The sequence below is a fragment of the Cedecea sp. FDAARGOS_727 genome (assembly GCF_012273235.1).
Classification (GTDB): domain Bacteria; phylum Pseudomonadota; class Gammaproteobacteria; order Enterobacterales; family Enterobacteriaceae; genus Cedecea; species Cedecea davisae.
The window spans coordinates 1,402,910-1,418,141 of record NZ_CP050966.1 but is presented as its reverse complement, the minus strand read 5'-3'; the positions used below and the strand labels follow the sequence as shown (position 1 = coordinate 1,418,141).

Annotated in this window: 18 protein-coding genes; 17 read left to right on the top strand and 1 reads right to left on the bottom strand. The window is 57.5% G+C overall.

What is annotated here, in order from left to right:
• Positions 1 to 48 precede the first annotated feature (48 nt).
• The 8 genes from mdcA (at position 49) to mdcH (ending at position 7,128) form a co-directional block, all read left to right on the top strand.
• Positions 49 to 1,704, top strand: coding sequence for a malonate decarboxylase subunit alpha (gene mdcA / locus FOC35_RS06830; protein WP_039897832.1), 1,656 nt, complete (start codon positions 49 to 51; stop codon positions 1,702 to 1,704).
• Positions 1,704 to 2,573: a triphosphoribosyl-dephospho-CoA synthase gene (locus FOC35_RS06825; RefSeq protein ID WP_172568507.1), complete on the top strand. Its 870-nt coding sequence runs from the start codon at positions 1,704 to 1,706 to the stop codon at positions 2,571 to 2,573. Before mdcA ends, FOC35_RS06825 begins: the two co-directional genes overlap by 1 nt.
• A gap of 10 nt (positions 2,574 to 2,583) precedes the next feature.
• Positions 2,584 to 2,883, top strand: a complete 300-nt coding sequence (gene mdcC / locus FOC35_RS06820; protein WP_016517564.1) for a malonate decarboxylase acyl carrier protein — start codon at positions 2,584 to 2,586, stop codon at positions 2,881 to 2,883.
• Positions 2,876 to 3,706, top strand: coding sequence for a biotin-independent malonate decarboxylase subunit beta (locus tag FOC35_RS06815; protein ID WP_016517565.1), 831 nt, complete (start codon positions 2,876 to 2,878; stop codon positions 3,704 to 3,706). The genes mdcC and FOC35_RS06815 overlap by 8 nt, the downstream gene beginning before the upstream one ends.
• Positions 3,706 to 4,506: a biotin-independent malonate decarboxylase subunit gamma gene (mdcE, locus tag FOC35_RS06810; RefSeq protein WP_172568506.1), complete on the top strand. Its 801-nt coding sequence runs from the start codon at positions 3,706 to 3,708 to the stop codon at positions 4,504 to 4,506. Before FOC35_RS06815 ends, mdcE begins: the two co-directional genes overlap by 1 nt.
• A 133-nt stretch (positions 4,507 to 4,639) precedes the next feature.
• Positions 4,640 to 5,599 (top strand): AEC family transporter, encoded by a 960-nt coding sequence (locus FOC35_RS06805; protein ID WP_016517567.1) that lies wholly within the window; start codon positions 4,640 to 4,642, stop codon positions 5,597 to 5,599.
• 3 nt (positions 5,600 to 5,602) lie between these two features.
• Positions 5,603 to 6,223, top strand: a complete 621-nt coding sequence (locus tag FOC35_RS06800; RefSeq protein WP_172568505.1) for a malonate decarboxylase holo-ACP synthase — start codon at positions 5,603 to 5,605, stop codon at positions 6,221 to 6,223.
• Positions 6,220 to 7,128, top strand: coding sequence for a malonate decarboxylase subunit epsilon (gene mdcH / locus FOC35_RS06795; RefSeq protein ID WP_172568504.1), 909 nt, complete (start codon positions 6,220 to 6,222; stop codon positions 7,126 to 7,128). The genes FOC35_RS06800 and mdcH overlap by 4 nt, the downstream gene beginning before the upstream one ends.
• On the opposite strand, the gene FOC35_RS06790 is transcribed toward mdcH, so the two are convergent.
• Positions 7,112 to 8,050, bottom strand: coding sequence for a LysR family transcriptional regulator (locus tag FOC35_RS06790; RefSeq protein WP_172570331.1), 939 nt, complete (start codon positions 8,048 to 8,050; stop codon positions 7,112 to 7,114). The genes mdcH and FOC35_RS06790 overlap by 17 nt on opposite strands.
• Positions 8,051 to 8,451: 401 nt before the next feature.
• Between FOC35_RS06790 and FOC35_RS06785 the strand changes: the two genes are divergently transcribed.
• The 9 genes from FOC35_RS06785 to FOC35_RS06745 all read left to right on the top strand — a co-directional run bounded on the left by FOC35_RS06785 (position 8,452) and on the right by FOC35_RS06745 (position 15,195).
• Positions 8,452 to 8,754 carry a glycine dehydrogenase gene (locus FOC35_RS06785; RefSeq protein WP_172568503.1) on the top strand — a complete coding sequence of 101 codons (303 nt, stop codon included), beginning with the start codon at positions 8,452 to 8,454 and terminating at the stop codon, positions 8,752 to 8,754.
• 17 nt (positions 8,755 to 8,771) lie between these two features.
• Complete coding sequence (locus FOC35_RS06780) at positions 8,772 to 9,134, top strand: SFCGS family glycine-rich protein (RefSeq protein ID WP_016517575.1); 363 nt, start codon at positions 8,772 to 8,774, stop codon at positions 9,132 to 9,134.
• Between the two features lie 2 nt (positions 9,135 to 9,136).
• Positions 9,137 to 9,433, top strand: coding sequence for a DUF4312 family protein (locus FOC35_RS06775; protein ID WP_016517576.1), 297 nt, complete (start codon positions 9,137 to 9,139; stop codon positions 9,431 to 9,433).
• 24 nt (positions 9,434 to 9,457) lie between these two features.
• A complete protein-coding gene (locus FOC35_RS06770) occupies positions 9,458 to 10,234 on the top strand; it encodes a DUF4311 domain-containing protein (protein WP_016517577.1) in 777 nt (258 codons plus the stop codon).
• 9 nt (positions 10,235 to 10,243) lie between these two features.
• Positions 10,244 to 10,885: a DUF4310 family protein gene (locus tag FOC35_RS06765; protein ID WP_016517578.1), complete on the top strand. Its 642-nt coding sequence runs from the start codon at positions 10,244 to 10,246 to the stop codon at positions 10,883 to 10,885.
• A 54-nt stretch (positions 10,886 to 10,939) separates the two neighbouring features.
• On the top strand, positions 10,940 to 12,043 hold the full coding sequence (locus FOC35_RS06760; RefSeq protein ID WP_016517579.1) for an amidohydrolase/deacetylase family metallohydrolase: 1,104 nt from the start codon (positions 10,940 to 10,942) through the stop codon (positions 12,041 to 12,043).
• Positions 12,044 to 12,056: 13 nt separating this feature from the next.
• Positions 12,057 to 13,169, top strand: a complete 1,113-nt coding sequence (locus FOC35_RS06755) for a DgaE family pyridoxal phosphate-dependent ammonia lyase (protein ID WP_172568502.1) — start codon at positions 12,057 to 12,059, stop codon at positions 13,167 to 13,169.
• 2 nt (positions 13,170 to 13,171) lie between these two features.
• A complete protein-coding gene (locus FOC35_RS06750) occupies positions 13,172 to 13,912 on the top strand; it encodes a KDGP aldolase family protein (protein WP_172568501.1) in 741 nt (246 codons plus the stop codon).
• Positions 13,913 to 14,043: 131 nt separating this feature from the next.
• Positions 14,044 to 15,195, top strand: coding sequence for a lactonase family protein (locus FOC35_RS06745; protein ID WP_172568500.1), 1,152 nt, complete (start codon positions 14,044 to 14,046; stop codon positions 15,193 to 15,195).
• The last annotated feature ends 37 nt before the right edge of the window (positions 15,196 to 15,232 follow it).

The following is a 15,232-nucleotide window of genomic DNA, read 5'->3' as shown; positions in this document are numbered from 1 at the left end:
TCCAGACTAAAGCAAATCAAAATGATTAGCTGAATCAGGAGGTTAATAATGAGTGCTAGCCAAACGCCTGCCCGCGTCTGGAACACCCGCCGCAGCGAGAAACAGCGGCGTATGGCGTCCAGTAACGTGCAGGGCAAGGTCATTCCCACCGGCAATCTTGTCGAGGTGATGGAAAAGCTGATTGCGCCGGGCGACCGGGTGGTGCTGGAAGGGAATAACCAAAAACAGGCGGATTTCCTTTCCCGCATGCTGGCCGAAGTCAGCCCGGCAAAAGTTCACGACCTGCACATGATTATGCCGAGCGTCGGACGTAGCGAACATCTCGATATTTTTGAGAAAGGCATCGCCCGCAAGCTCGACTTCTCATTCTCAGGAACCCAAAGCCTGCGTATCTCCCAACTGCTGGAAGACGGCCAGTTAGAGATAGGCTCTATCCATACCTACATTGAGCTTTATGCCCGCTTGTACGTCGATCTTGCGCCGAACGTAGCGCTGATTGCCGGGTATAAAGCCGACCGCAAAGGCAACCTGTACACCGGGCCAAGTACCGAAGATACGCCAGCGCTGGTCGAAGCCGCCGCTTTCCACGACGGGATTGTTATCGCCCAGGTCAATGAGCTGGTCGACGATGATTGCGATTTGCCGCGCGTTGATATTCCCGGTTCGTGGATTGACTACGTGGTGGTTGCCGATAAGCCGTTCTTTATCGAACCGCTGTTCACCCGCGACCCGCGATTGATCAAACAGGAACACATCCTGATGGCGATGATGGCCATCAAAGGTATCTACGCCGAGCATCAGGTGCAGTCCCTAAACCACGGTATCGGCTTCAACACCGCCGCCATCGAACTGCTGCTCCCGACTTACGGCGAACAGCTTGGGCTGAAAGGCAAAATCTGTAAGCACTGGACCCTGAACCCGCATCCGACGCTGATCCCGGCGATTGAAAGCGGCTGGGTGGAGAGCGTTCACTGCTTCGGCGGCGAGCTGGGAATGGAAGAGTATATTCGCGCCCGCCCGGACGTGTTCTTTACCGGTGCGGACGGCTCCATGCGTTCCAACCGCGCGATGTGCCAGCTTGCGGGCCAGTACGCGGTGGATATGTTCATCGGCTCAACCCTTCAGGTTGACGGCCTTGCCAACTCTTCAACCGTCACTCGTGGCCGCCTTTCCGGTTTTGGCGGTGCGCCAAATATGGGCCATGACCCGCACGGCCGCCGCCATGCAACGCCAGCCTGGCTGAACATGATTACCGAACCAGACCCGATGCAGCGCGGCAAAAAGCTTGTTGTGCAGATGGTTGAAACCTTCCAGGCGGGCGTGAAACCGACCTTCGTAGAAACCCTGGACGCGGTGGAAGTTGCCAAAACTTCCGGGATGCCGCTGGCTCCGGTGATGATTTATGGCGATGACGTTACCCACGTCCTGACCGAAGAAGGCATTGCTTACCTGTACCGTGCGGAGAGCCTTGAAGAGCGCCGCGCAATGGTTGCAGCCGTAGCAGGCATTACCGACATCGGCCTGGGCGTGGATGCGAAGCGCGTGGCGGCTCTGCGCCAAAGCGGCAAAGTCGTTTACCCGGAAGATATGGGTATTCGCCGCAGCGATGCTACGCGTTCTCTGCTGGCTGCCAGCAGCGTGGCGGACCTGGTTGAATGGTCCGGCGGTCTTTATAACCCGCCTGCGAAATTCCGGAGCTGGTAATGAAATTACATCCACAGAAAGGCGTTGAGGAAAGTGTGAGCGAGCTGGCAAGGGCGGCGACCCAAAGCCTTCTTGAAGAAGCGCGTTTAAGCCCGAAACCCGGTCTGGTGGACAGTCGGGGAAACGGCGCGCATCACGACCTTAGTCTGGCGCTGATGGAGCGCTCGGCGCACAGCCTGACCCCGACATTTCATGCTCTGGCATTACAAAGCTGGGAACGTCCGGCAGACATCGCGCTGCGCCAGCTGGTGGGGCGTCTTGGCCGCGAAGGTGAGCAGCAGATGATGGCCGCTACCGGCGGTGTTAACACCCATCGCGGAGCCATTTGGGCGCTTGGCCTGCTGGTTTCGGCTGCCGCGATGCACGGCATGGCGGGCAGCAGCAAAGCTATTGCCGCTACCGCCGCCCAACTAGCGGCCCTGCCGGACGATGCCGCGCCAAAAATCTTCAGCAAGGGGTTAAGGGCGACGCGGCGTTATCGCGTACCGGGCGCCAGAGAGGAGGCTCAGCAAGGTTTCCCTCACGTCATGCATCTTGCGCTGCCGCAGCTGCGACGTAGCCGTCAGTTCGGGGCTTCGGAAAGCGAGGCGCGGGTTGATGCTCTGATGGCGATTATGACCTCGCTTTCGGATACCTGTGTGCTCTCCCGTGCCGGATTAACCGGCCTGGAAACCATGCAGAACGGCGCGCGTAGCGTGCTGGTAGCCGGAGGCTGCGCAACGGCGGAAGGCCGCAGCGCGCTGGCGGTGCTTGACCAGCAAATGCTGGCGCTCAATGCCTCTCCGGGCGGCGCGGCAGATTTACTCGCCGCAACCTTGCTGCTGGACGGTATCGCCAACGATGCCGCCCCGCTTCACACACTTATTTAACGAGGGCGTTATGGAACACATTACGTTGTCATTTCCGGCAACCCGCACGGCCAAAGGCAAGGCCCTGGCTGGCGTGGTTGGCTCCGGCGATATGGAAGTCCTGTTTACCGCAGACCAGGGGCAGGCGCTGACCATCGACATCACCACTTCCGTCGATAACAGCGAGCAACGCTGGAAAGCATTATTTACCCGTCTCAGCGCGCTGAGCAGCTTGCCTGCCGGGCAGATGCAGATCCACGACTTCGGCGCGACGCCGGGCGTGGCGCGTATTCGTATTGAACAGGTTTTTGAGGAGGTGGCTCATGCGTGACGACAGCAGCTTTATTGAACTGAGAGCGCGTGACCGTGCGCGCCTGCTGTTAGACGAAGGCAGCTACCGTGAACTGCTTGACCCGTTCGACGGCATCATCTCGCCGTGGTTAGGGCCGCAGGGCATTGTGCCGCAGTCTGACGACGGCATGGTGGTCGCTAAAGGCACCATTAACGGCGGGCCAGCGGTGGTGATTGCCATCGAAGGTGCGTTCCAGGGCGGCAGCATGGGCGAAGTCTCCGGCGCGAAAATGGCCGCGGCGCTTGAGCTAGCTGCGGAAGATAACCGCAACGGAATTCCTACTCAGGCCGTGCTGTGCCTTGAAACCGGCGGCGTGCGCTTGCAGGAGGCTAACCTTGGCCTGGCGGCGATTGCAGATATCCATGCGGCGATAGTTGACCTGCGCCGTTATACCCCGGTTATCGGCGTGGTTGCCGGTACCGTGGGCTGCTTCGGCGGGATGTCGATTGCCGCGGCGCTTTGCAGCTACCTGATTGTAACCCGCGAAGCGCGTCTCGGCCTGAACGGCCCGCAGGTTATCGAGCAGGAAGCGGGGATTGATGAATACGACTCCCGCGACCGTCCGTTTATCTGGAGCATGACGGGGGGCGAGGTACGTTTCCAGAGCGGGCTGGTTGATGCCCTGGTGGGCGACGGCGTTCATGCCGTGAAACAGGCGGTGAACGACGCTATTGCCAAAGGCGTACCGGCGAAGCACCGCACCGATAACTACGCGTGGTATCTGGAGCGCCTGACCCACTTCGACACCAACAAACAGGCCGATGCCGAACAGATCAAACAGCTTTTTGGGGAGAAACACTAATGAGCCAGAAACTGAATCGTGCCGCCGTTTGGCTGGACACTTTAGCCCCGAATGCACCGCGCATGGCAGGCCTGTGCGCCTCCGTGCAGGTGGCTGACGGCAATGTTGACGGGAAACCGGCGCGTTTTATCGCCGTCGTGCCGGACGCCAATAATCATTATCCCCGCGCCGCAGGCGGCGAAGTGGGCCTGCTTGAGGGCTGGACGCTGGCAAAAGTTGTCAGCGAAACCATTGCCGAAGACGCCGATAAGGCCGAAAAGCGCGCCATCGTGGCGGTGATTGATGTTCCAAGCCAGGCTTATGGCCGCCGTGAGGAAGCATTTGGTATTCACCAGGCGCTGGCCGGTGCGGCCGGAGCCTATGCTAATGCTCGTCTTGCCGGTCATCCGGTTGTGGGGCTGATCGTGGGTAAAGCAATGTCCGGGGCGTTTCTGGCGCACGGTTATCAGGCAAACCGCCTGGTGGCCTTTAACGACCAGGGGGTAATGATCCACGCGATGGGTAAAGAGTCGGCCGCCCGCATTACGCTGCGCACCGTAGAGGCGCTGGAAAAACTGGCCGCCACCATCCCGCCAATGGCCTACGACATTAGCAATTATGAAACGCTGGGGCTGCTTTCCGCCCTGCTGGACATCAACAACCCGGATGCGCCGCAAAGTGAGGATGTGGCAAAAGTAAATGCTGCATTAGTGGCGGCCGTTGATGAAGCTCGCACAGATAACACGTTGAAAAACAGACTCAATGCTAAGAACCGTCATAGCTCGGCGCTGGTTCGCGAACGCATGCGCGCCAGCTGGTAATAAGCGCTGGTAATAAGACAGACCTGCCAGACGATAAAGCCAGGCGCGTACTGCGCGCCTGAGTAAAAAAAACGTCTGAAAAATAATAACCATCGCGACCGTGCTGACTCTCTTTTTTAACCAAGGTGAAGTTATGACTTACGTGATTGTTCATGCTCTGGCTCCTATTTTTGTCATCATGCTACTGGGCTTTTTCGCCGGCAAAGCGAAGATGGTCGATAACAAAAATGTCTCGCTGTTAAACATTTTTGTCATGGATTTTGCGCTACCTGCGGCACTGTTCAGCGCTACCGTGCAAACTCCGTGGCTTGGAATCGTTCAGCAGTCACCGCTGATTGTGGTGCTGGTGCTGGCGATGTGGATAACCTATGCGGCGATTTATTTCCTGGCGACCAGCGTGTTTAAAAAGTCTCCGCAGGATGCGGCCGTACTGACTTTGACCGTAGCCTTACCTAACTACGCGGCGCTGGGTCTGCCAATCCTGGGCAGCGTGCTGGGCGAAGGCCCGTCGACTTCGCTGTCGGTGGCGGTCTCAATTGCCTGCGGTTCCGTTCTGATGACGCCGTTCTGCCTGCTGATTCTGGAACGCGAAAAAGCGCGCGCTGCCGGTGAAGCCAGTGGTTCTACGCTGGCAATGCTGCCTGTGCTGATGTGGCGTTCGGTGAAAAAACCTATCGTCTGGGGGCCGCTGCTGGGGGTTGTACTGTCGGCACTCGGTATTCGCATGCCGGAGCTGCTGTTGGCTTCAATTAAGCCGCTGGGCCTGGCCGCAACCGCTGCCGCGCTGTTCCTGACCGGGGTTATCCTTTCTGCCCGTAAGCTGCAAATCAACACCGTGGTGATAACGGCGACCATTACCAAACTGCTGATTCAGCCGTTTATCGCATGGGGCATCGTGCTGGCGCTGGGCCTGACCGGGCCGGTAGCCATCACCTCTATCCTGATGATTGCGCTGGCGGCAGGTTTCTTCGGCGTGGTATTTGGAAACCGCTTTGGCGTGCAGTCTCCGGATGCGGAAGCCGTGTTGTTGCTAAGCTCGGTACTCTCTATCCTGTCGCTACCGCTGTTTATCTCACTGACTTCAGGACTTTAACTTATGTCGACATTCCGCCCCCACGATCTTCTTTGGCTGGCTGACCGCAGCGCTCTTGAAGGCGCTGGCGAGGAGTGGGTCGCAGGCCAGTGGCGCCCCGCGCTGCCGGTGGTGGTGCGGCGGGATGTTGAACGTGAAGGGCGCATTCCGGTGGGTATCCGCGGGATGCGTCGGGAGCAACGTGCTGCCGGGTGGGCGAATGCCGCAGGCGTTAAGCGTGTTGTCAGCCCGGAAGCATTAGCTAGCCGCGAGGCACTTCTTCATTCTCCTTTTGTCTCTATGCCGCCGGTTCAGAGCGCAATTCAACTGGCAGGTCGCCAGTGGCCGTGGGTCTGGGGCATAACCGGAAGCGTTGGCTATGCGCTGGCGACGGAAGTGCCGGTGCTGCACGTTGAGAGCGATCTCGACTTGCTGATTCGCTGCCCTGAACCACAGGAGATGGAGGCGCTGGTGGAATGGCAGGCATTGACCGCCAGGCTGCTGTGCCGCGCCGATACGCAAATTGAAACGCCTTACGGCGGGTTTGCGCTGGCGGAATGGCTGAGGGAAGGGCGAGTGCTGCTGAAAACCAGCCGTGGCCCGGTGCTGACCAGCAATCCATGGATGCCGGAGGACGATGTATGAAAATACTCTTTACTTTTCCCGGACAGGGTACACAGCGGCCAGGTATGCTGCAAAATCTGCCAGAACGCGACGCCATCATGGCGCAGGTGCGTAGCGTTCTGGGGGATGAAACCGACCTGCTTGATACTCATTCTGCTCTCAGACATACCCGCGCCGTGCAGCTTTGCCTGTTGATAGCCGGGGTGGCCTGGGCGCGAGACCTTGAGCGCAACGGCGTTGAGCCGGATATGGTCAGCGGTCTGTCAATCGGCGCTTTTCCGGCGGCGGTCATTGCCGGAGTATTAAGCTTTGAGGATGCTTTAAAACTGGTTGCGCTGCGCGGCGATCTTATGGAACAGGCTTATCCTGAAGGCTACGGCTTAACCGCCATCGTTGGGCTGCTTTTAGGCCAGGTGGAAGCCCTGGTCGAGGGCAGCGGAACCTATATCGCCAATATCAACGCCGAGCAGCAAATTGTTATTGCCGGGCGCGAAGACGATATGGCGCAGGTGGCGCAAAAAGCGCTGGCAAAAGGGGCGCAAAAAGCACGGCAGCTCGCGGTTAGCGTTCCTTCTCACTGCGCATTGCTGAATGAACCGGCCCAGAAACTCAAACAGGCTTTTGACGGCGTGAGCGTAAACCGGCCGCGCCGTGCTTACCTCAGCGGCAGCACGGGCCGCGTGCTATGGCAACCGGAGCAAATAGCCGAAGATTTGGCGCTTAATATGGCGCGTACGGTGCGCTGGCGTGATGCGATGGTGGCGGCCAATGAGAGAGATGTGCGCCTGGCAATAGAAATGCCGCCGGGAAGCGTATTGTCAGGGCTGACCCGGCAGGCGTTCCGTGAAGGGCTAACCGTCTGCCGCGAGCAGAATAGCGTGGCGGTGATTTCACGCCTTGCCGAACGAACTAGAGCGGCGCGTTAGGCGTATCGACAAACGAGCGGGCGTACATACGCCCTTCGGCCGCCAGCGCCAGCAGGTTCGGATCAAGCTCGCGGGCACGAGGGAAGACAACAGCGATAGTCTGCTTCATCTGATACTGCTCGGCGAGCCTCAGCAGTTGCACTGAATTTTCATAAACCTTTTTCATTCTGCCCGGTATCAGCGTTAGCCCGACACCCGCCTGCACCAGACTCACCATCGAGAAAATATCGTTTACGCGAGTGACGATTTCCGGCTCAAAACCGGCGATATGGAAGGCTTCCTGAAAACCTGCATAGGTGGCAAAACCTTCGGCCAGGGAAACAAACTTCTCGCCGTCAAACTCACGTAAATCCGCTGGATGGCTGGTATCCAGGGGATAATTCCCAGGCGTGGCGAGAAAAATATCGTCCTTGAACAGCGGCAGAACTTCGAGCCGCGAGCGGTCTACTTCGCCTTCGGAGAGGGATATCAGGATGGCATCCAGTACGCCGTCTTCCAGCATATTGAGCAGCACCTGGTTGGAGCCCATGGTGAGATCCATTTCCAGATCCGGGCGGCGAAGCTTCATGCCCATAATCAGTTTCGGCACGGTTTCCAGCGTCAGCGAATAGAGCGTGCCGATGCGTAACCGCCCCTGGCCAACGCCCGCCGTCTGGCGAGCCTCAATAAGCCCCCGCGACATTACCGCCACCGCTTCTTTACTGTGCTCCAGCAGGGTAAAAGCCGACTCCAGCGGCACCAGATTGCGCCCTTTATGAATAAACAGCGGGCAGCGCACGCCTTCTTCCAGCGTATGCAGGGCGCGATGCACGCTAACCCCGCTAATGCCCAGCGCTTCGGCGGTGCGGGCAATGTTGCCCTTTTCCATAAACTCCATAAATATCTCAAGCTTACGGAAGGTGATTTCGGCGTCGATTTTCATTACCAGGCGGCAATCCCAGTCGGAAATATGATGGAGATAAGGTATAGCAAACGCGGCCGGACGGCACTGTTGTGTCGCAAAAAGAGGCGCGGTTTTGGGCCCCAGGCCTGATTTTTCTATCATAAGCAACGCCAATGATGGCGACAAAACCTTCCTCTCATCACAGTTTCGAACAAAAAGGGCCGCTGGATATTTCCCATTTCATTGCCCAGTTATGTGACCTAACGCACGTCATGGCAGTGAAAAACCTTCATTCCCGCCCTTTATGTGGAACAGATCACTATTGCCGCCCCGATTTCCACTTCGAAGTGGAAAACAACTCGCTACAAACCTTTCTTCCCGCCGGATAGCTTAAAAACAGATTAGTTAACGAGGTACCCAGGGTGAACAACGGAGCGGTAATGGTTAATGAAGCCGAGGAATTAACGGCGCGCGTACAGAGTTTTATCCACGCGCTGTTTAAGAGCAAGAACATCACGCCCAACGCGGTACAGGAGCAGATGCTGGCCTCCCATGTGAAAGCGATGGCACATCGGTCGCTTACCGGAGAGCCGCTGCCGGAAGTGGATGAGAGCCTGTTCGAAGAAATATCTTCAGAGTCGATGGCGATGGCTCAGGCGGTAGTGGATCAGTTTGGCAACCTGCCGGTGGAAGAGGCGTGGTTACTGTCAGTGCATTTCGAAGTGGCGAAAGACAATCTTTGAATAATCAGGAGAGAACGATGGAACAAATTACCGTAGTGATCGGCGACCGTTTGGGTAAAGGCCAGAAAGTTGCCGCAGGGATCGAAAAAGCGGGCGGTCGCGCCGTGGTTATTCCGGGCGTCGCCGCCGACATGAAATTGGGTGACGTGATGAAGGCCGAGAACGCCACTTTTGGTATCTCCTTCTGCGGCAGCGGCGGTGCAGGTGCTATCACCGCGCAAACCAAACACGGCTACAAAGCGAAATACGGCATGCGTTCTGTGGAAGAAGGCGTCACCGCGATTAACGAAGGCAATAACGTTCTTGGCTTTGGTTTTATGGATAAAGAAGAGCTGGGTGAACGCCTGGTCCTGGCCTGGAACAAGAAGTACGGCAGCTAAGTATGAAAGAGAAATTCGCAACTACGGTGCGAGTCAGCGGGCGCGGCGATACTAAAGCCAAAGCCTTCTCCGATGCCCTGAACCAGGTTCAGGGTACGGTGCTCAAGTCCACCAACAAAATTCTGCTGCGCATTGAGCCACAGGACGTGCAGGTTGTTCAGGCGCAGGTCAGGGTGCGCAAAGAAGCTTTTCTGTTCTTCTTTCTGCGCCGGGAAAGGCGGAGCTACAGCGTGGAGCTGGATGTTTCCGTCAACGTGACGGCTCTTAACCTCGATGAGGTGGATTTCGTCGCGCACTAAAACAACTCCAACAAGGGCAGATACATGTTCCTCATTATCTTATTTAAATCACTCATTATCGGCGGGCTCGTCGGTGTGGGCGTTGGCGCCGGGGCCGCGCGTATGTTCCACGCGCCAACCTCTCAGGGAATGGGCGCATTTCGTACACTCGGCGAGCTGAACTCCTGCGAAGGCGATCCGGCTTCTCACTTCTCCTTTGGTCTCGGCTTCTTCTTCAACGCCTGGGCATCCTCGGTGGCTGCGGGGGCCTTCACCCAGGATGTTGACCATCGCATTATCCCTAACTGGGGTGCCGCGGCGTTGATGGTGAAAAACCGTAACGTGGCAGAAACCCTGCACGACCCGAAAAAAATGGCCATCGCCTGCGGCATTATCGGCATGGTTGTGGTGGCGTTTCTCAACAGCACCGCCTCTGCGGTTCCTGCCGCGCTACAGGTGACGGCGGTTAAGGTTCTGGTGCCTGCGGCTAACCTGCTGGTTAACACCGTGATGCCGGTTATCTTCTGGCTGGCGGCAATTGATGCCGGTAAAAAATCGGGCTTCTGGGCAACCATTTTCGGCGGCGCAGCACAGCTGATTATGGGCAACGCCGTACCGGGCCTGGTGCTGGGGATTCTTATCGGTAAAGGTGTTGAAGAGAGCGGCTGGCACCGCGTCACTAAAGTGATGATGGGGGCTATCGTTGCTCTGTTTGTGCTGAGCGCCTTCTTCCGCGGCTTCGATATGAAAATGATCGAATCCTTCCATCTGACCACGCCGGACTGGCTGAGTCTTATCCATAACGCCGTCAGCGGAAAATAAGAGGCCACCATGGAACAGAATAAAGGTTTTTGGTATGCCGACTGGTCGTTCCCGATCTTCGTTGGCCTGCTCTCTTCCGGCGTCTTTGCCGGGACGCATATGTACTACCTGTACGGTATCGGTGCCTTCAACGAAGTCGCTTTTGTGGCGATGCTGAAGTCGGGGATTGATACCGGCGTATACGGCGCGGTAGCCGCGTTCGGCGCTAGTTTCCTGTTTGCCCGCATCATTGAAGGTTCGCTGGTGGGGATTCTGGATATAGGTGGAGCCATTCAGACCGGCGTTGGTCTTGGCGTTCCGGCGCTATTGCTCGGCGCGGGCTTTGTCTTCCCGGTAGCCAACTTCGGCGCATCGCTGGTGACCGGCCTGGTGATTGGTCTGGCGATTGGCTACATCATCATTCTCGCCCGTAAATTTACCATCAACCAGAGCGACTCTACCTACGGCGCAGACGTAATGATGGGCGCGGGTAATGCCTCCGGTCGCTTCCTGGGGCCGTTGATTATTCTCAGCGCCATGACGGCGTCGATTCCGATTGGTATCGGTTCATTAATTGGCTCTTTGCTGTTTTACCTCTGGGGCAAACCGATTACCGGCGGTGCGATCCTCGGTGCCATGATCTTAGGCTCCATCTTCCCGGTAGCGTTGTAAGCAGTATTTCCAGGGCGGACGGGCTGCGGCTCGCCGCCAGTTAAGGAGAAAAACATGTTTGACCTGATCCTGCGCCAGGCGCGGCTGGTGGACGATACCGTTATCGATATCGCCCTGAAGGACGGCAAAATTGCCGCTTTGGGTAAGATTGCGGGCGCAGCAAGTGAAGAGCGCCAGCTGAACGGAGAATACTACGTCAGCGCCGGCTGGATTGACTCCCACGTCCACTGTTACCCCAAATCCCCTATCTACCACGATGAACCTGACAGCGTGGGCATTCACACCGGCGTGACGACCGTAATCGATGCGGGCAGCACCGGGGCTGATGACGTAGACGACTTCTATCAAATCACCCGCAGCGCCGCGACCGAAGTCTACGCCTTGCTGAATATTTCCCGCGTAGGGCTGATAGCCCAGAACGAGCTGTCGAATATGAACAATATCGACGGCGACGCGGTACGCGAGGCGGTGAAGCGCCTCCCTGATTTTATCGTCGGCCTGAAAGCGCGAATGAGCAGCAGCGTAGTCGGCGAAAACGGCATTGCGCCATTGGTGAGAGCGAAAGAAATACAGAAAGAGAATGGCGATTTGCCGCTGATGGTTCACATCGGCAATAACCCGCCGGATCTTGACGAAGTGGCCGAGCTGCTCACCAGCGGCGACATTATCACCCACTGCTATAACGGCAAACCTAACCGCATTCTGAACCCGGCAGGCCAGCTTCGTGCTTGCGTTTCCCGGGCGATTCAGCGCGGCGTGCGGCTGGATGTTGGCCACGGTACTGCCAGCTTCAGTTTTGAAGTGGCGCGAGTAGCTATCCAGCAGGGCATTTTGCCGCACAGCATCAGCTCGGATATCTACTGCCGCAACCGCATTAGCGGCCCGGTACATTCCCTGGGGGCGGTGATGTCGAAATTCCTCTCCATCGGCCTGTCGCTACCGCAGGTTATTGACTGCGTGACTTCCCACGCTGCCGACGGGCTGAGGTTGAAAAACAAAGGCCGCCTGGCCGTTGGGCTGGACGGCGACCTGACCCTCTTTGAACTGCGCCGCGAGCCAACCGTCTTTACCGATGCCGAACAGCAGACGCTGACGGGCGATCGGGCGCTGGTGGCGCTTGCCGTGGTGCGCGCCGGGAAGTGGTTTGACTGTGAATAAGGGAAAGCAGAACATGTCTTCGATTTATGAGAAATACAATTTAAAACAGGTGATTAATGCTTCAGGCCGCATGACCGCATTGGGCGTTTCTACCCCACGCCCGGAAGTAGTTGAAGCGGTGACAACCGGCATGAATCATTATTTCGAAATGAAGGATCTGGTGAATAAAACCGGAGCCTACATTGCCGGGTTGCTCGACGTTGAAGCGGCGACCGTGGTTTCCTGCGCTTCTGCGGGTATCGCCCAGTCCGTGGCGGCAGTGCTGGTGAAAGATAATCAGTGGCTGATTGAGAACCTGCACGCGGCTCCTCTGGAGAATAACGAAATCGTGCTGCCAAAAGGGCACAACGTTAACTTTGGCGCACCGGTCGGCACGATGGTCAACCTCGGCGGCGGCAAAATTGTTGAAGCGGGTTACGCCAACGAATGTTCAGCCGACCAGCTTGCAGCGGCCATCTCTCCGCGCACGGCGGCGATTCTGTATATCAAATCCCACCATTCGGTGCAGAAAAGCATGCTCAGCGTTGAGCAGGCCGTGGTCGTTGCGCGTAAACACAATCTGCCGCTGATCGTTGATGCTGCGGCGGAAGAAGACCTGGAATGCTATTACCGTGCCGGTGCCGACCTGGTTATCTACAGCGGCGCGAAAGCCATTGAAGGGCCAACCAGCGGGTTGGTCATCGGTAAAAAGCAGTACGTTGAATGGGTAAAACTGCAAACCGGCGGTATTGGCCGTGCGATGAAGGTCGGCAAAGAAGGCATTCTCGGCCTGACCTGCGCCATTGAGCATTACCTTAGCGCGGCGAAAGAGAGCGGTGCGGAAATGGTCGCGAAGATGACGCCCTTTATCGAGAACCTGAATACGATTAACGGCGTAACCGCTCGTGTTGTCTGGGATTCCGCTGGCCGTGATATCGCACGCAGTGAAATTAAATTCGATGAAGCGACCGTCGGCATCAGCACCGGCGAGCTGGTGGGCGCGTTGAAGCAGGGCGAATACGCCATCTACTTCCGCGGCTACAAAGCTAACGAAGGCATTATCGAAGCGGATGTGCGCAGCGTGAGCGCGGCACAGCTGGAGATTATTTACCGCTGCATTAAAGCGCTGGTAAGCAAGGAGAAATAAGCATGAAACTGACCCCGAATTTTTATCGTGACCGCGTCTGTCTCAACGTGCTGGCAGGCTCTAAAGAGAATGCTAAAGACATTTATCAGGCGGCGGAAGGCCATGTGCTGGTCGGCGTGCTTTCTAAAAACTACCCGGATGTACCAAGCGCGGTTGCCGATATGCGCGACTACGCGGCGCTGATTGATAACGCGCTGTCCGTCGGGCTTGGCGCGGGCGATCCGAATCAGTCGGCAATGGTGAGCGAGATTTCCGGCCAGATCCAGCCGCAGCACGTCAACCAGGTGTTTACCGGCGTAGGCACCAGCCGCGCGCTGCTGGGCCAGAACGAAAGCGTGGTCAATGGCCTGGTTTCACCGACCGGCACCGTCGGCATGGTAAAAATCTCCACCGGGCCGTTAAGCTCGGGTGCGGCGGACGGCATCGTGCCGGTAGAAACCGCTATTGCGCTGCTGAAAGATATGGGCGGCAGCTCAATCAAATATTTCCCGATGGGCGGGCTGGAATGCCGCGCTGAATATCAGGCCGTAGCAGAAGCCTGCGCGAAGCATGACTTCTGGCTGGAGCCAACCGGCGGTATCGATCTGGAGAACTTCGAGGAGATCCTGAAGATTGCGCTGGACGCGGGCGTGAGAAAAGTGATCCCACATATCTACAGCTCGATTATCGACAAAGCCAGCGGTAATACTCGCCCGGCTGACGTGGCGACGCTGCTGACGATGACGAAGAAGCTGGTGGGGTAAAGCACTGTTTCCCCTCACCCCGACCCTCTCCCCAAAGGGGCGAGGGGGAAAAGAAAGATCCCCTCTCCCTTTTAGGGGGAGGGTTAGGGTGAGGGTATAATCCTCATCAACCACACTTCGAGGATCAACGCATGTCTGCACGCACTCTGCTTGTTGCTTCATTTGCCTTACTTGCCGCTGGAAACAGCGCGGCGCAAAGTCATTATGCCTGGGTCGGCACCTACAACCCAAACGGCGAAGGGCTTTATCGCTTCCTGGTTGACGCTAAGACCGGCGCGTTGAGCGATAAAACGCTGGTCAGCTCGCTGCCTAACGCCGCGCAGCTTACGGCGTCGCAGGACGGCAAAACGCTTTATGTTGCCAGCGAAGCGGAGAAAGGCGTGATAGCGGCATTGCGCGTTGGCGATGACGGCAGCGTGACCGAGCTGAACCAGGTCTCCTCCGGCGGCGCGGGGCCGGTTTATCTCTCGCTAACGCCTCAGGGCAAGCACCTGCTGGTGGCAAACTATATTAGCGGCTCTATCGCCGTGCTGCCGGTGAATGCCGACGGCAGCCTGCAAGAAGCCAGCGATAAGCATCAGGACAGCGGCGAGCCGGGGGCGGCAAAACCGGAGGCTGCGGCAGAAGGCAGCTTTGCGGCCAGCGATCATAACGGGCCGCATGCGCACATGATTGCCGCCGATCCGAGCGGGAAGTTCGTCTTCTCAACCGATCTGGGTCTGGATCGAGTCTATCAATATCGTTTCGATCAGAGCAAAGGCTCGCTGGAGCCGAACGATCCGCCGTTTATTGCCGCGTCATCCAAAGGCGCTGGGCCACGTCATTTTGTCTTTTCTGCCGACGGTTCAGGCCTGTGGCTGATTAACGAAGAGGCCTCTACGCTTACTCACTACAAGCTGGATGGTGGCAAGGGTACGCTGAGCGAAGGCAAAACAATTTCGGCGCTGCCGAAGGGGTATAAGGGCACGAGTTTCGCGGCAGGCCTGGTGCTTAGCCGGGACGGCAAGCAGCTGTATGTTGCCAACCGGCTGCATAACAGCATCGCCCATTTTAGCGTGGCGGCGAACGGCGAGTTAACGCATCAGGATGATGTCTGGACGCGGGGCGATTACCCGCGCGGATTGACGCTGGACGGCAGCGGTAAACATCTCTACGCCCTGAATCAGCGCAGCGACAATATCACCCGCTTTAGCGTGGCGCCGGGGAGCGGTAAATTGACCTTTATCGAGGATTATACGGCGGTGGGAAGTCCGTCGCAGATGGTCTTCACCCCGTTTAAGTAGAGCAGGACGGAGCGCCAGCGCGCTCCGCTAACCAAAG

Bases quoted from the DNA above. Each gene is read 5' to 3' on its own strand.
- mdcA (WP_039897832.1), top strand. From the start codon at position 49: ATGAGTGCTAGCCAAACGCCTGCCCGCGTCTGGAACACCCGCCGCAGC.
- FOC35_RS06825 (WP_172568507.1), top strand. From the start codon at position 1,704: ATGAAATTACATCCACAGAAAGGCGTTGAGGAAAGTGTGAGCGAGCTG.
- mdcC (WP_016517564.1), top strand. From the start codon at position 2,584: ATGGAACACATTACGTTGTCATTTCCGGCAACCCGCACGGCCAAAGGC.
- FOC35_RS06815 (WP_016517565.1), top strand. From the start codon at position 2,876: ATGCGTGACGACAGCAGCTTTATTGAACTGAGAGCGCGTGACCGTGCG.
- mdcE (WP_172568506.1), top strand. From the start codon at position 3,706: ATGAGCCAGAAACTGAATCGTGCCGCCGTTTGGCTGGACACTTTAGCC.
- FOC35_RS06805 (WP_016517567.1), top strand. From the start codon at position 4,640: ATGACTTACGTGATTGTTCATGCTCTGGCTCCTATTTTTGTCATCATG.
- FOC35_RS06800 (WP_172568505.1), top strand. From the start codon at position 5,603: ATGTCGACATTCCGCCCCCACGATCTTCTTTGGCTGGCTGACCGCAGC.
- mdcH (WP_172568504.1), top strand. From the start codon at position 6,220: ATGAAAATACTCTTTACTTTTCCCGGACAGGGTACACAGCGGCCAGGT.
- FOC35_RS06790 (WP_172570331.1), bottom strand. From the start codon at position 8,050: ATGAAAATCGACGCCGAAATCACCTTCCGTAAGCTTGAGATATTTATG.
- FOC35_RS06785 (WP_172568503.1), top strand. From the start codon at position 8,452: ATGGTTAATGAAGCCGAGGAATTAACGGCGCGCGTACAGAGTTTTATC.
- FOC35_RS06780 (WP_016517575.1), top strand. From the start codon at position 8,772: ATGGAACAAATTACCGTAGTGATCGGCGACCGTTTGGGTAAAGGCCAG.
- FOC35_RS06775 (WP_016517576.1), top strand. From the start codon at position 9,137: ATGAAAGAGAAATTCGCAACTACGGTGCGAGTCAGCGGGCGCGGCGAT.
- FOC35_RS06770 (WP_016517577.1), top strand. From the start codon at position 9,458: ATGTTCCTCATTATCTTATTTAAATCACTCATTATCGGCGGGCTCGTC.
- FOC35_RS06765 (WP_016517578.1), top strand. From the start codon at position 10,244: ATGGAACAGAATAAAGGTTTTTGGTATGCCGACTGGTCGTTCCCGATC.
- FOC35_RS06760 (WP_016517579.1), top strand. From the start codon at position 10,940: ATGTTTGACCTGATCCTGCGCCAGGCGCGGCTGGTGGACGATACCGTT.
- FOC35_RS06755 (WP_172568502.1), top strand. From the start codon at position 12,057: ATGTCTTCGATTTATGAGAAATACAATTTAAAACAGGTGATTAATGCT.
- FOC35_RS06750 (WP_172568501.1), top strand. From the start codon at position 13,172: ATGAAACTGACCCCGAATTTTTATCGTGACCGCGTCTGTCTCAACGTG.
- FOC35_RS06745 (WP_172568500.1), top strand. From the start codon at position 14,044: ATGTCTGCACGCACTCTGCTTGTTGCTTCATTTGCCTTACTTGCCGCT.